The organism is uncultured Sphingomonas sp. (assembly GCF_913777625.1).
Classification (GTDB): Bacteria; Pseudomonadota; Alphaproteobacteria; order Sphingomonadales; family Sphingomonadaceae; genus Sphingomonas.
This window is the reverse complement of sequence record NZ_CAJYTI010000021.1, coordinates 32442-45689: the sequence shown is the minus strand read 5'-3', so window position 1 is coordinate 45689 and position 13248 is coordinate 32442. Positions and strand designations below refer to the sequence as shown.

At 64.5% G+C, this 13248-nt stretch carries 11 protein-coding genes; 5 read left to right on the top strand and 6 right to left on the bottom strand.

Features of this window, described 5'->3' with window-relative positions:
- Positions 1-94: 94 nt before the first annotated feature.
- Genes QZ814_RS12530 through QZ814_RS12510 form a run of 5 tightly spaced genes read right to left on the bottom strand, consistent with a single transcriptional unit; the run spans position 95 to position 2284 of the window.
- On the bottom strand, positions 95-982 hold the full coding sequence (locus tag QZ814_RS12530) for a TraB/GumN family protein (RefSeq protein ID WP_294332711.1): 888 nt from the start codon (positions 980-982) through the stop codon (positions 95-97).
- Positions 983-1034: 52 nt separating this feature from the next.
- Complete coding sequence (locus QZ814_RS12525; protein WP_294332709.1) at positions 1035-1472, bottom strand: hypothetical protein; 438 nt, start codon at positions 1470-1472, stop codon at positions 1035-1037.
- On the bottom strand, positions 1469-1660 hold the full coding sequence (locus tag QZ814_RS12520) for a hypothetical protein (protein WP_294332708.1): 192 nt from the start codon (positions 1658-1660) through the stop codon (positions 1469-1471). Before QZ814_RS12520 ends, QZ814_RS12525 begins: the two co-directional genes overlap by 4 nt.
- Complete coding sequence (locus QZ814_RS12515) at positions 1657-2103, bottom strand: hypothetical protein (RefSeq protein ID WP_294332706.1); 447 nt, start codon at positions 2101-2103, stop codon at positions 1657-1659. Before QZ814_RS12515 ends, QZ814_RS12520 begins: the two co-directional genes overlap by 4 nt.
- On the bottom strand, positions 2081-2284 hold the full coding sequence (locus QZ814_RS12510) for a helix-turn-helix transcriptional regulator (RefSeq protein ID WP_056434642.1): 204 nt from the start codon (positions 2282-2284) through the stop codon (positions 2081-2083). The genes QZ814_RS12515 and QZ814_RS12510 overlap by 23 nt, the downstream gene beginning before the upstream one ends.
- 327 nt (positions 2285-2611) lie before the next feature.
- On the opposite strand from QZ814_RS12510, the gene QZ814_RS12505 reads away from it, so the two are divergent.
- From QZ814_RS12505 to QZ814_RS12485, 5 genes are all read left to right on the top strand, one after another.
- A complete protein-coding gene (locus QZ814_RS12505) occupies positions 2612-3478 on the top strand; it encodes a glycine--tRNA ligase subunit alpha (protein ID WP_294332703.1) in 867 nt (288 codons plus the stop codon).
- Positions 3479-3592: 114 nt separating this feature from the next.
- The gene (gene glyS / locus QZ814_RS12500; protein ID WP_294332701.1) at positions 3593-5803 is read left to right on the top strand and encodes a glycine--tRNA ligase subunit beta; all 2211 of its coding nucleotides are present in this window, start codon (positions 3593-3595) and stop codon (positions 5801-5803) included.
- 162 nt (positions 5804-5965) lie between these two features.
- Positions 5966-8629 (top strand): pyruvate, phosphate dikinase, encoded by a 2664-nt coding sequence (gene ppdK / locus QZ814_RS12495; protein WP_294332697.1) that lies wholly within the window; start codon positions 5966-5968, stop codon positions 8627-8629.
- Positions 8629-9111, top strand: a complete 483-nt coding sequence (locus QZ814_RS12490; protein WP_294332696.1) for a hypothetical protein — start codon at positions 8629-8631, stop codon at positions 9109-9111. The genes ppdK and QZ814_RS12490 overlap by 1 nt, the downstream gene beginning before the upstream one ends.
- A 153-nt stretch (positions 9112-9264) precedes the next feature.
- Complete coding sequence (locus tag QZ814_RS12485; RefSeq protein ID WP_294332693.1) at positions 9265-10188, top strand: hypothetical protein; 924 nt, start codon at positions 9265-9267, stop codon at positions 10186-10188.
- Between the two features lie 89 nt (positions 10189-10277).
- Here the strand turns inward: QZ814_RS12485 and QZ814_RS12480 are convergent, their stop codons facing one another.
- Complete coding sequence (locus QZ814_RS12480; protein ID WP_294332691.1) at positions 10278-13001, bottom strand: TonB-dependent receptor; 2724 nt, start codon at positions 12999-13001, stop codon at positions 10278-10280.
- Positions 13002-13248 lie beyond the last annotated feature (247 nt).

The following is a 13248-nucleotide window of genomic DNA, read 5'->3' as shown; positions in this document are numbered from 1 at the left end:
ATTGGGTTACTAGCCCTCCGACGACGATCTGATGGCGGAGGAAGCATAGGCAGTCCGCGCCGCCAAGCCAGAGGCACGGCGGCGCGGGGGTGGATCAATAGGCGATACGCTGCGCCTCGATCCCCTGCTTGGCCAGCTGGGCCTGGACGCTGTCATTGCCCGCCAGATGGCCCGCGCCGACCGCGATGAAGACGGTGCCGGGCTTGGCCATGCGCTGCTTGATCCACGTCGCCCAGCGGGCATTGCGGTCGGTCAGCAGGGTCTTGGCGACTTCGGGCGAGTCCTTCAGGCTTTCGTTCATCGTCTTGGCCAACGCGTCGGGATCGCCCTTGGCCCATTCGTCGACCATCTCGGCCATTTCCTCGCCCGCCTTGGGCAGGTCGTCGATGGTCGAGGTCAGGAATTCGATCTGCGCCTTTTGCGACAGGCCGTTGAAGAAGCCGATCTGCTGCTCGGCGGTTTCCAGCCCCGCGACCGGCTTGTTCGCCGCCTTGGCCGCGTCGGCCAGCACCGTCTCCGGCCCGTTCTTCGGATCGTAACCCAGCTTCTGGATCGGCGCGAGCGACAGGGTGACGCCCACCAGCCAAGGCTTCATCCGGTCGAAGTTGCGCGGATCGGCCCCCAGATCGGTCACCGCCTTCAAATAGGCACCACGCTTGTCGGCGGGCAGCTGCTCGGTCAGGGTCGGGCCGGTGGTGACGAAGCCGTTCTTCATCACGATCTGCTGCATCGTCGCCGGATCGGGCTGCACCATTTCCAGCATCAGCTGGTCGGACTTGTCGAAGGCGGTCTTCACCGCCTCGTCGAACCAGGAGAGGCCGGGCTTCAGCACATGGATGGTGCCGAACAGATAGATGGTGGTGTCGGCATCCTTGACCACCCACAAAGCGGGATCGGCATCGTTGGAAATCGGCGCGGGCTTGCTCTGCGCACAGGCGGGCAGGGCCAGCATCAGGGCGAGCGAGGTGAGGGCGGCTTTCATGATCGTCTTCATGGGATCGGACTTTCGGAAAGGGAAGGGGAAGGGGGCGGAATCAGACATATTTGCGCCACATCCACACGATGCCGCAGGTCGCCATCATCGCGCCATATACCCATTCCACCTGAACGGGAGGCAGCACGCCGCCGCGCCACAGGAACCACCAGACGGGCGCCCCCAACGCCACGACGTAGAAGGCCGCCAAGGCACCATCGCGATAGGCGCGGCTTTCATGCTCATCGACGACGCGGTGCCAGCGCCACGAGATGATCGGTATCACGATGCCCCACATCACGGCCATGAGGATCGCGAACCAGAGCGGCAGCGGCGACGTCCACATCTGAAACGCACTGGGCTTCGTCCCGGCCGGGGTGGAGAGGATCGCCACGACGGCCATGGAAAGGCCCATGATGCCGCCGACGGCGCCCGACAGGACGACCAGGCGGTGATTGGCCCTTTCGCTGGGGCCTTTGGCAATGGGCGAAGCGGTCATGGTCGCACCTCGACGGAAAGCTGGATGGAGAACGGGCGTGTCGGCGCGCTATGGGCGGCCGGGGCGGTGGCCCGGATCGCGGGGCGAAGCGCATCCAGCGCGATCACCCCCATCTGTCCGGCGCCCCAGCCGAGCAGCGATAGCGCGATGCCAGCCCCTATGGCGAGGTGGGTCAGACGGCCGCTCACGACCGCACCCGCCGGATGAAGTAGAAGCCCAGGCCGAACGCGGCAGACATCAGCCACGCGACATAGCCCGGATTGGACAGCGTGACGTACTTGGCCGCGATCGTCACGATGGCTTGCAGCAGAAAGCCGCTGAATCCGATCACCGCCCATGTCTGCACCGCCAGCAGCCGCTGAACCTCGTCGGCATCGCGCCAGTTGCGCCAGGATACCAGCACGGCCAGCAGCAGGAGCGGGATCAGCATCGCATCGAGGACCCATTCCGGGGCCGGGTGGCGCGCGCCGCCGCGTACGCCGTCGAGAAAGCCATTGATAAAAGGAAAGCCCAGCACAACCGCTATCGTCACGACCGCGAGCGCCACCCGCCGTCGGTTCGTCCGCGCCCTCTTTTCGGCCACCCGCGCCTCGCCCCATCCGGCGGGCTTACTCGCCGTCATGTTCATCATCGAAAATCTCCTCGATGGGCATCTCGAACAGCCGTCCGATGCGGAAGGCGAGCGGCAGCGAGGGGTCGTATTTCCCCGTTTCGATGGCGTTGACGGCCTGGCGCGACACATCCAGTCGCCCGGCGAGTTCCGCCTGGCTCCAGTTGCGTTCGGCGCGCAGCACCTTGAGGCGATTTTTCATGTCCACCTCCTCTTGCATGGCCAACCTCCCTTTGTCACCCGTGCATGACGTAATGTCAGGTGACCATGACAAAGTGACAGTGAGTCGCGACATTGTCAATAAGACCTGACAAAATATCATGGTTGACTGACTTTGCTCGGTCATTGCGAGCGTAGCGAAGCAATTCAGAGCCACTGGCGACCACGCTCTGGATTGCTTCGCTGCGCTCGCAATGACGGGGGATGAGGATGGCGGCCGTCCTTGACCGCACAAGGGCCATCCGCCAAAGCCTGCCCCATTATGCAGACCCGAAACGGCCCCCCGGAAGGACCACTTTCCTTCCAGCGCATGATCCTCACCCTCCATGACTATTGGAGCGAGCGGGGATGCGTGATCCTGCAACCCTATGACATGGAGATGGGGGCGGGCACCTTTCACCCCGCGACCACGCTGCGCGCGCTGGGGCCGGACAGCTGGAACGCCGCCTTTGTCCAGCCGTGCCGCCGCCCGACCGACGGCCGCTATGGCGAGAACCCCAACCGGCTCCAGCATTACTACCAGTATCAGGTGATCCTGAAGCCGAGCCCGCCCGACCTGCAGGAGCTGTACCTGGGCTCGCTGGCGGCGATCGGCATCGATTTCACCAAGCACGACATCCGCTTCGTCGAGGACGATTGGGAATCGCCGACGCTCGGCGCCTGGGGGCTTGGCTGGGAAGTGTGGTGCGACGGGATGGAAGTCACCCAGTTCACCTATTTCCAGCAGATGGGCGGGTTCGACTGCAAACCGGTGGCCGGCGAGCTGACCTACGGGCTCGAACGCCTCGCCATGTACATCCAGAACAAGGACAGCGTGTACGACCTCGCCTTCAACGACGCGGGCGTGACCTACGGCGACGTGTTCCTGGAGAACGAGCGCGAGATGTCGACGTGGAACTTCGAGATTGCCGATACCGACGCGCTGTTCGACCTGTTCCGCAAGGCCGCGGCGGAGTGCGAGCGCTCGCTGGAGGCCAAGCTGCCGATCCCGGCCTATGAGCAGGCGATCGAGGCGAGCCACATCTTCAACCTGCTCAATGCGCGCGGCGTGATCTCGGTGGCGGAGCGCCAGGCCTATATCGGCCGGGTGCGCGATCTGGCGAAGGGGGCTTGTTCGGCGTGGATCGAGAAGAAGAGCCCCGAATGGGAAGCCGCCTATCCGGGCTGGTCGGCATGATGCGTAACCGGCGCTTCCTCCTTCGTGCTCCTGCGGAAGCAGGAGCCCAGAGCCCCAAGCGACTCGCTCTCCAACACTGGGCACTTGGCTACGCAGGTGCACTTGGAATTGCCCATGACTGACTTTCTTCTCGAACTCCGCTCCGAGGAAATCCCGGCGCGCATGCAGGAAAAGGCGCGGGAGGATCTCGCGCGCCTGTTCGCCGCCGAGCTGGACAAGGCCGGGCTCAAGGCCGCCGAGGTGGTGTCCTACGCCACGCCGCGCCGGCTGGCGCTGATCCTGAAGGGCCTGCCCGAGCAGACCGCCGCCGTTTCCGAAGAGACCAAGGGCCCCCGCGTCGGCGCGCCGCCTCAGGCGCTGGAAGGCTTTCTGCGCAAGACCGGCCTCACCGCCGACCAGCTGGTCGAGCGCGACGGCGTGCTGTTCGCGGTGGTCGACAAGCCCGGCCGCGCGACCGCCGAGGTGCTGGCCGCCGCGATCCCCGCGGTGATCCGCGCCTTTCCCTGGCCCAAGTCGATGCGCTGGGGGGCGGATTCGCTCTCCACCGAGTCCTTGCGCTGGGTGCGTCCGCTGCAGGGCATCGTCGCGCTGTTCGGCAGCGAGGTGGTGCCGTGCGAGATCGCCGGCGTGACCAGCGGCGCGGCGACGGTGGGGCATCGCTTCCACCATCCGGGCACGATCACCATCGGTTCGGCCGACGACTATGTCGAGAAGCTGCGCGCCTGCCATGTCATCGTCGACGGTGCCGAGCGGCGCAACATCATCGCGCTGGGCGCGAAGATGGCGGCGCAGAAGGCCGGGCTTACGCTCGTGGAGGACGAGGGCCTGCTCTACGAGAATGCCGGGCTGACCGAATGGCCGATGCCGCTGCTCGGCCGCTTCGACGAAGCCTTCCTGGCGGTGCCGCCCGAGGTGATCCAGCTCACCGCGCGGGTGAACCAGAAATATTTCGTGTGCCGCGACGCTGCGGGGAAGCTCGCCAATGCGTTCGTCTGCGTGGCCAATATCGACGCGGCCGATGGCGGCGAGAAGATCGTCGCGGGCAACCAGAAGGTGCTGGCGGCACGGCTGAGCGATGCGCGGTTTTTCTACGAGACCGACCTCAAGGTGCCGCTCGCGGCGCAGGCGGGGAAGCTCGAGAAGATCGTCTTCCACGAGAAGCTGGGAACGGTGGCCGACAAGGTCGAGCGCGTGGCGAAGCTCGCACGCTGGCTGGTGGAGAGCGGAGTAATTCAATCCTCCCCGGAACGGGGAGGGGGACCATCGGCGTCAGCCGATGGTGGAAGGGGGCTGCCACAGGCGGCGTCCTCTGCTGAGCCCCCCCTCCACCACCAGCCTGCGGCTGGCGGTCCCCCTCCCCGTGCCGGGGAGGATCTTGCAGACCTCGCCGAACGCGCCGCGCGCCTCGCCAAGGCGGACCTCGTCACCGGCATGGTCGGCGAGTTCCCCGAGCTGCAGGGCCTGATGGGCGGCTATTACGCCGCCGCGCAGGGCGAAGACCCGGCGGTCGCCGCGGCGATCCGCGATCACTACAAGCCGGTCGGGCAGGGCGACGACGTACCTACCGATCCGGTGACGGTGGCAGTGGCGCTGGCCGACAAGCTGGATACGCTCTTCGCGTTTTTCGATATCAACGAGCTACCGACCGGCTCGAAGGATCCCTTCGCGCTCCGCCGAGCAGCATTGGCATCTATTCGCCTGATCCTTGACAACGGCCTTGCCTTAGTAACTGACGCTCCGATCACGCACTGGTTAGGTCAAGAAGATGCTGGCGCGGAACTCTCAAATGAAGACGTCGCGCGGCGTAAACTGCTGACGACCGTCTTGGACTTCTTCCTAGACAGGCTGACCGTCCAGCTGCGTGAGCGAGGTGTACGCCACGATATCGTTGAGGCATCTAGGCGTTGGAATGCGCGCGACGACGGACGCTTGGATCGTGTAACAGCTCGTGCACTTGCGCTGCAGGCGTTCGTCGGTACCGAGGACGGCGCCAACCTGCTCGCCGGCTACAAACGCGCGGCAAACATCCTCAAGAAGGAGGAATGGGAAGCCGGGGCCGTGAACCCCGCGCCCGAACCCGCCGAGGCCGCGCTCGCCGCAGCCCTCGACGCGGCCGAGCCCAAGGCGACCGCCGCGATCGAAGCCGAGCAGTTCGAGGATGCGATGGCCGCGCTCGCGATCCTGCGCGCGCCGATCGACGCCTTCTTCGATCAGGTGACGGTCAACGACGCCGATCCGGTCAAGCGCGCCGCGCGCCTCGGCCTGCTCGCGCGGATGCGTGATGCAGTGCACAAGGTGGCGGACTTCGCCAAGATCGAAGGTTGAACCGCCTAATTGTAAGATTAATATCGCGAAAATTGGCCTGAAACTGCCATTGTCCTGAAATAAACCGGCACCGACAACGCAATCAGCGGTTCCTCCATCTTCGCAGCTGCGGTAGCGCCCCTTCAGTCTTGAAGGGGCGCTTTCGATCGGAAGGGGATCAGAATGACGCAATATGTGTACCGCTTCGGCGGTGGTGTTTCGGACGGTGGTGCGGGCGACAAGAATCTCCTCGGCGGCAAGGGCGCGAACCTCGCCGAGATGGCCTCGATCGGGCTGCCGGTGCCGCCGGGCTTCACCATCTCCACCGCGATGTGCACGCGTTATTATGAGGAAGGCGAGAGCTTCCCGGAGAGCGTGAAGGCCGAAGTGGCGAACGGCATCGCGCATATCGCCGCGATCACCGGCAAGCAGTTCGGCGACGCGGCCGATCCGCTGCTCGTCTCGGTCCGCTCGGGCGCGCGCGTCTCGATGCCCGGGATGATGGACACGGTCCTCAACCTCGGGCTGAACGACCAGACGGTGCAGGGCCTGGCCGCCACCAGCGGCGACGATCGCTTCGCCTGGGACAGCTATCGCCGCTTCATCCAGATGTATGCCGATGTGGTGCTGGGCCTCGACCATGGCCGGTTCGAGGAAGCGCTGGAGATCGCCAAGGAGGATCGCGGCTTCACGCTCGATACCGAGTTGAGCGCCACCGATCTCCAGGCGCTGGTCGCCGAATACAAGGCGATCGTCGAGGAGCTGTGGAACAAGCCGTTCCCGCAGGACGTGCACGACCAGCTCTGGGGCGCGATCGGGGCGGTGTTCGGCTCGTGGCAGTCGGAGCGCGCCAAGGTCTATCGCCGCCTGAACGACATTCCCGCCGACTGGGGCACGGCGGTGAACGTGCAGGCGATGGTGTTCGGCAACATGGGCGACACCTCGGCCACCGGCGTCGCCTTCACCCGCGATCCCTCGACCGGCGAGCGCGCTTATTATGGCGAGTTCCTGATCAACGCGCAGGGCGAGGACGTCGTCGCCGGCATCCGCACGCCGCAGTACCTGACGAAGCGCGCCCGCGAGGCGGCGGGGGCCAAGCCCGCCTCGATGGAAGAGGCGATGCCCGAGGTTTACGGCGAGCTGGCGGCGGTGTTCGACCGGCTCGAAACGCACTATCGCGACATGCAGGACATCGAGTTCACCGTCGAACGCGCCAAGCTGTGGATGCTGCAGACCCGCAGCGGCAAGCGCACCGCCAAGGCGGCGCTCAAGATCGCGGTCGACATGGCGAACGAGGGGCTGATCACGCGGCAAGAGGCGATCCTGCGCGTCGATCCGCAGGCGCTCGACCAGCTGCTCCACCCGACGCTCGACCCCAAGGCGCCGCGCGACGTGCTGACCAAGGGTCTGCCCGCCAGCCCGGGCGCCGCCTCGGGCTATGCGGTGTTCGACAGCGACACCGCCGAGAAGCGCGCCAATGCCGGCGATTCGGTGATCCTGATCCGCGTCGAGACCAGCCCCGAGGACATCCACGGCATGCACGCGGCGCGCGGCATCCTGACGGCGCGCGGCGGCATGACCAGCCATGCGGCGGTCGTCGCGCGCGGCATGGGCCGTCCCTGCGTCTCCGGCGCCGGCAGCCTGTCGATCAACGCGCGCGAGAAGGTGATGCGCGTCGGCGACCGCGTGGTCCGCGAGGGCGACATGGTGACGATCGACGGCGCCACCGGCGAGGTGATGGCCGGCCAGGTGCCGACCGTGCAGCCCGAGCTGTCGGGCGATTTCGGAACGCTGATGACCTGGGCCGACGAAGTCCGCCGCCTCAAGGTCCGTGCCAATGCCGAGACGCCGCTCGACTGCCGCACCGCGCGCGAGTTCGGTGCCGAGGGTGTCGGCCTGTGCCGCACCGAGCACATGTTCTTCGAGCAGTCGCGGATCACTGCCGTACGCCAGATGATCCTCGCCGAGGACGAGGCCGGCCGTCGCGCCGCGCTGGAGAAGCTGCTCCCCGAACAGCGCAGCGACTTCCTCGAAATCTTCGAGGTGATGGCGGGCCTGCCGGTGACGATCCGCCTGCTCGATCCGCCGCTCCACGAATTCCTCCCGCATGAAGAGGCGGAATTCGCCGAAGTCGCGACGGCGGCGGGCGTGGATATCGACACGCTCAAGCGCCGCGCGGCGGAGCTGCACGAGTTCAACCCGATGCTCGGCCATCGCGGCTGCCGTCTCGGCGTGACCTATCCCGAGATCTACGAGATCCAGGCGCGCGCGATCTTCGAGGCAGCGATCGCGGTGGCGGAAAAGTCCGGCGCGGCACCGGTGCCCGAAGTGATGATCCCGCTGGTCGCCACCAGGCGCGAGCTGGAACTGATGAAGGCGGTGGTCGACAAGGCGGCGCAGGCGGTGTTCGCCGAGAAGGGCCGCACGCTCGACTATCTCGTCGGCACGATGATCGAGCTGCCCCGCGCCGCGCTGATGGCGGGCGAGATCGCCGAGGTCGGCGCCTTCTTCTCGTTCGGCACCAACGACCTGACTCAGACCACGCTGGGTGTGAGCCGCGACGACGCCTCGCGGTTCCTGACCACCTATGTGGAAAAGGGCATCTACGCCAAGGATCCGTTCGTCAGCCTCGACGTGGAGGGCGTCGGCCAGCTGATCGCGCTCGCCGCCGAGCGCGGCCGTGCGACCCGGCCCGACATCAAGCTCGGCATCTGCGGCGAGCATGGCGGCGATCCGGCGTCGATCGCGTTCTGCGAGAAGACGGGGCTCGATTATGTCTCGGCTTCGCCCTATCGCGTGCCGATCGCGCGGCTGGCGGCAGCGCAGGCGGCAATTCGAGGAAAGTGATGCTGGTAGTGGCGGTAGCGGTAGCGACGGACGATGCGGCGGCCCTCAGCCGCGAGCTTCTCGCCAGCCCTACCGCCACCGCCGTGCTGGAACGCCGCTGCGGTGGACCGATCCGGGCCGAGGTGGACCGCTCGGCGCACAAGGACCCGACGCCGGAGCAGCGGATACGGCTGGGCGTTGGGCCGGGTGAGCGAGTTGTGTACCGCAGCGTCGTGCTCAGCTGCGCGGGCGAGGCCCTGTCGGTCGCCGAGAACTGGTATGTGCCCTCGCGTCTCACCCCCGAGATGAACGCCGCGCTGGAGCAGGGGGATACCCCGTTCGGCGCGGTGATCCGGCCGCTCAAGCCCCATCGCAAGCCGCTGGAGCAGGTGCTGGCGGGTGTCGCGCCCTATGTCCTGCGCCACCGCGCGCTGGTGCTGGACGGCGACGGCCGGGCGCTGGCGGAAGTGGTCGAGAACTATACCCCGGCCGTGATACGGTAGAAGCGTATTTGCTTATTCTTTGGTGAAAATTTCTTGGCTCGCCTTGATGGGGGTGCCGGGTATATTTTCTATTTTTCCAATCGAAGTGACATCTTCCAGCATTAGTATTTTAGTAAGGCCTTTTGTGCTCGTCTCTTTCTAGGAGGGAGTGCTATGTCTATTTGTGAATTTCCAGGATGCCAGAATCCAGTGGCGGCAAAGCATCATGGCTTGCGCGACGCTGCCCCATTCAACACTTCGAAGAGCCGCATCCCGGGTGACATTAGCTGGAGGAACGAGGATGATTTCGTTCAGAACCTATGCCTGACACATCACCAGGCCGAGGGGCATGATCTGTTTTCAGCCAACTTCGGGTGGCCAGCAGGATTTGGTTTCCACGGAAGGGAATTCTTGCGGGGGAACGTGGACGTCGAGCGAGCAGTGCGGGCCCAGAGCGGTCGAGACTCCGCCAAGATCAGTAAGGCGCGACGTTCTCCTCGTCCATCCGATCGCGAGGCTGCCGGGGGCGTAGCAAACCTGTTCCTCTATGAATTATGCGAGCGATTTCCGGATCATTCGGACGTCGGAGCGACCGCTTCCAAACTCGACCTTATTGGAAAATTTTACCTCGCTTCACCAAAGCGGGGCATAGGCGACTCATGTTTTGGTTACGAGGGAAGCTTTTTTGAGGGCGTCGCACGGCGACTAAAGAGGTCGGATCTCGATCAAAAACTAGCTGATGTCCGATCCCTGGGAAGGGTTAGTATTGGAAATCTGCCGGAAATTGTAGATATTCACGCTTATCTTCAAAAGGAAATAGTTTCATTTATCTGCGAGGAGTGGGGAGCCCCTAAAGATCGTCGTGCAGTTAATGCTCGTATATCTTTCTGCTCGAAATATCTTCATTTTCATATTCCGGATGCATTCTTTATATATGATCGTATTGTTCGTGAGCGCTTGGCAATGTCTCAAGGCGTGAGTTACGGTAAATTCTGCGAACATATTTTGAAGTTTGCTAGCGAATGGGCGGACCGGGACTGGACGCCTAGATCGATCGACATGGATGTATACGGCTACCGCGATCCCGGCGTAGACTGAACGCTGGGTACCCTTTGCGTATTTTCGAGAAACGCCCCCCTTCCGCATGGGAAGAGGGGCGCTTCCGGGGATAGCCCGGGGTTCGTCGATCAGAACTTGGTCGTGGCCGACAAATAGAAGGTGCGACCGGTGCGGCTGGCCATCTGGAAGGTGTCCGCGGTGGTCTGATAGGCGTCTTCGTGGGTGTTGTTCAGATTGATGATGCCGCCGGTGAAGCTCAGCCACTTGTTGGGCGTGAAGCCGAGCGCCAGGTCCATCTGGGTGCGGGCGCGCACCGTGTGGATCTCGCCGCCGTTGACGAAGAAGCTGCTGGCGGCATCCTGCCGGTACGAGCTGCGGTGGTTCACCGAGAAGCGCACGCTGAACATCTCGTTTTCCCAATAGGGCGTGATGTTGGCGGTGAACTTCGACAGGTCGCGCAGGTTGAAGCCGGTGCCCAGCGCGCTGGCGTCGGTATCCACGATGGTGACGTTGCCCGTGGCACCGAAGCCCTTGATCGGCAGGATGCCGTCGAAATTCTCCGAGGCCGCGATCTCGACGCCCTTGATGTGGATCGTGCGGTTGTCGTTCAGCACGCGGCTGAAGCTGTAGTCGCTCTTCAGGTCCGCCGACTGGCAGTCCGTGGTCACGCCGTTCAGCGCCACGCCGTTGTACGAGCTGGGGCAATAGAACTGGGTGAAGGTGCCGTTCTTCACCGCCTTGTAGAAGCCGGCGATGCTCACCGAGTTGCCGCGGCCATGGTAATATTCCAGGCTGAGGTCGAGCTGGTTCGCCGTGAGCGGCTTGAGGCGCGATTCCCCGCCCGAGACGCTGGTGAAGGGGCGCTTCTGCTGCGAAATGCCGGTGCTGATGGTGTCGGCCATCTGCGTCTGGCTGTTGAGCAGCGGGCGCACCAGCACCTTGGCGGCGGCGAAGCGGGCGACCAGCTTCGGCGTGATATCGAGCGCGAAGCTCGCGCTCGGCAGGACGTTGCCGTAATCCTGGACGATGTGCTGCAGGCCGAGCAGCGCGGCATCGCTGCCGGTGCCGTCGGTCAGGCTGGCGGTGACGTTCTGGTGGGTATGCTCGTAGCGCACGCCAAGGTTGCCGCGCAGCGCCATGCCGCCGACGGTGGTGTTGACATTGGCCATCGCATAGACCGCGGGCACGTAGCGATCGACGCGGTAGGTGCTGGGCCAGTCCGGCACGTCGGGCACGGTGATGCCCTTGGAGGCGAGCAGGCTCTGCCAGACATCGGCGTTGGTCGACAGGAAAGCGTGCGGGATCGACATCGCGCCGTCGAGGAAGTTGGTGACCAGCTGGCCCGTGGTGCCGAGGTTCGGGATATAGTTGAACTCGGGGTAGGTCACCGGATCGGTGACGTCGCCGTCGCGATCGTGGCGGAAGGCGCGGGTCGAGAAACTCTCATGATGGTATTTGGCGCCGAGCACCAGCGACTGGATGCCGTGCCAGCCAAGGTCCTTGGTCAGGTCGACCTGCGCGGCCTTGTCCTTCGCGGTCTGGAGGTGCGTCGCGCCGTCGACGAACGCGAACCAGGTGCGGTTGGCGTTGTTCCAGAGCGAGCCGTCGGTCAGGCTCTGCGTGGTCCACTTGATGTTGCTCGGGTTCGAGATGTCGAGCGTGCCGCCCTGGGCGAACTTCACTTCGTCGATCGACGCCCATTCGTAGAGCGCCGCGTCCCCCTTGGTATAATGGGCGACGGCATGCACCTTCCAGCTGTCGCCCGGCTGCCAGTTGATCGTGCCGGTATAGGCCTGGGTCTTGAGGTTGCGCAGTTCGGGCTGGGTGTTGTTGTCGACGTTGAAATTGCTGATCGTGATGTTGTTGGCGATGCCGTTGGCCTTGCCGTTCACCGTGACCGCGCTGGAAGCCCAGCGGCCGAACACATATTGGCGCGTGGTGTAGCGGGTGTGGTCGCGTGAATATTCGCCCTGGAGCAGCGCTTCGAAATTGTCGGCCGGCTTCCACTGGATCGCGCCGCTGGCCATCAGCTGCTCGGTGTCGCGATCGATGCGGCGATAGCGCAGATTGCCCGGCACGCGGACATCGGGATCGATGACGCCGGCATTGTACCAGTTCTTGATGAAGACGTAGTCGCCGCGATCCTTCAGCTTCTGGTAGCTGACGTTCGCCATCACGCCGAGCGTGCCGCCGGCGAAGCTGTCGATGTACGCGCCGCTGACCTTGGGCGTCCATTCCTTGCCGCGATATTCGGAGTTGTAGCCCTTCACGCCGACGATGAAGTGCGGGCCCTTATAGGCAAGTGGCTTGACCGTATCGATGTTGACGGTGCCCGACAGGCCGCCGGTGTCCATGTCGGCCGTCGGCGACTTGACCACCTGGATCGCGCTGGCGAGGTCGGTCTGGATGATGTCGTAGCGGAAGCCGTCCTTGAAGTCGGCGCTCGCGAAGGTCTGGCCGTTGATCGTCGTGCGGGCGTACTGGGCGCCCAGGCCCCGGATGCTGATCGTCGAGCCGCGGCCGTTGATGTTCGACATCTGGACGCCGGCAATGCGCTGGATCGCCTCGGTGATGTTCTGCGCCGGGAACTTGCCGATATCCTCCGCGGAGATGCCGTCGGTGATGCGGATGTCCTTGCGCTTCGCGTCGAGCGCGGAGGCGAGGCTGGAGCGGAAGCCGGTTACCACGATCTCGCCGCCCGGCTCGTCCTGGCTCTGGGCGGTGGGCTGGTCGCTGGTCTGGGCCATGGCGGAGCCGCCAAAGGCGAGCGCTGCCACACAGGCTGCGGAGAGCAGTACCAACTTGGTACCGGCGCGGGCGCGATGCGCCCCAATTTCTGGTTGAAACGGCATCAAACCACCCCTCTTCCGGTTAGCGAACCCTGTCTGCGGCGTTCTTCATTTTGTCCCGGAACTGACGTCCGGTATGACCTGAACTGTCATAGAGGCCTGACCAATTGTCAAGCCACTTGCGGACAAATGTGCTACCTGTGGGAATTTTTCGCGGCGCTGGTGTTGGATCGGTTATGCAGCCGCATCGTCGCTATCGCGCGTTCCGGGGGGCGGCCGGTCCGTCAACCTGCTGGCATTGCACAGCTAT

Bases quoted from the DNA above. Each gene is read 5' to 3' on its own strand.
- QZ814_RS12530 (WP_294332711.1), bottom strand. From the start codon at position 982: ATGAAAGCCGCCCTCACCTCGCTCGCCCTGATGCTGGCCCTGCCCGCC.
- QZ814_RS12525 (WP_294332709.1), bottom strand. From the start codon at position 1,472: ATGACCGCTTCGCCCATTGCCAAAGGCCCCAGCGAAAGGGCCAATCAC.
- QZ814_RS12515 (WP_294332706.1), bottom strand. From the start codon at position 2,103: ATGATGAACATGACGGCGAGTAAGCCCGCCGGATGGGGCGAGGCGCGG.
- QZ814_RS12510 (WP_056434642.1), bottom strand. From the start codon at position 2,284: ATGAAAAATCGCCTCAAGGTGCTGCGCGCCGAACGCAACTGGAGCCAG.
- QZ814_RS12505 (WP_294332703.1), top strand. From the start codon at position 2,612: ATGATCCTCACCCTCCATGACTATTGGAGCGAGCGGGGATGCGTGATC.
- glyS (WP_294332701.1), top strand. From the start codon at position 3,593: ATGACTGACTTTCTTCTCGAACTCCGCTCCGAGGAAATCCCGGCGCGC.
- ppdK (WP_294332697.1), top strand. From the start codon at position 5,966: ATGACGCAATATGTGTACCGCTTCGGCGGTGGTGTTTCGGACGGTGGT.
- QZ814_RS12490 (WP_294332696.1), top strand. From the start codon at position 8,629: ATGCTGGTAGTGGCGGTAGCGGTAGCGACGGACGATGCGGCGGCCCTC.
- QZ814_RS12485 (WP_294332693.1), top strand. From the start codon at position 9,265: ATGTCTATTTGTGAATTTCCAGGATGCCAGAATCCAGTGGCGGCAAAG.
- QZ814_RS12480 (WP_294332691.1), bottom strand. From the start codon at position 13,001: ATGCCGTTTCAACCAGAAATTGGGGCGCATCGCGCCCGCGCCGGTACC.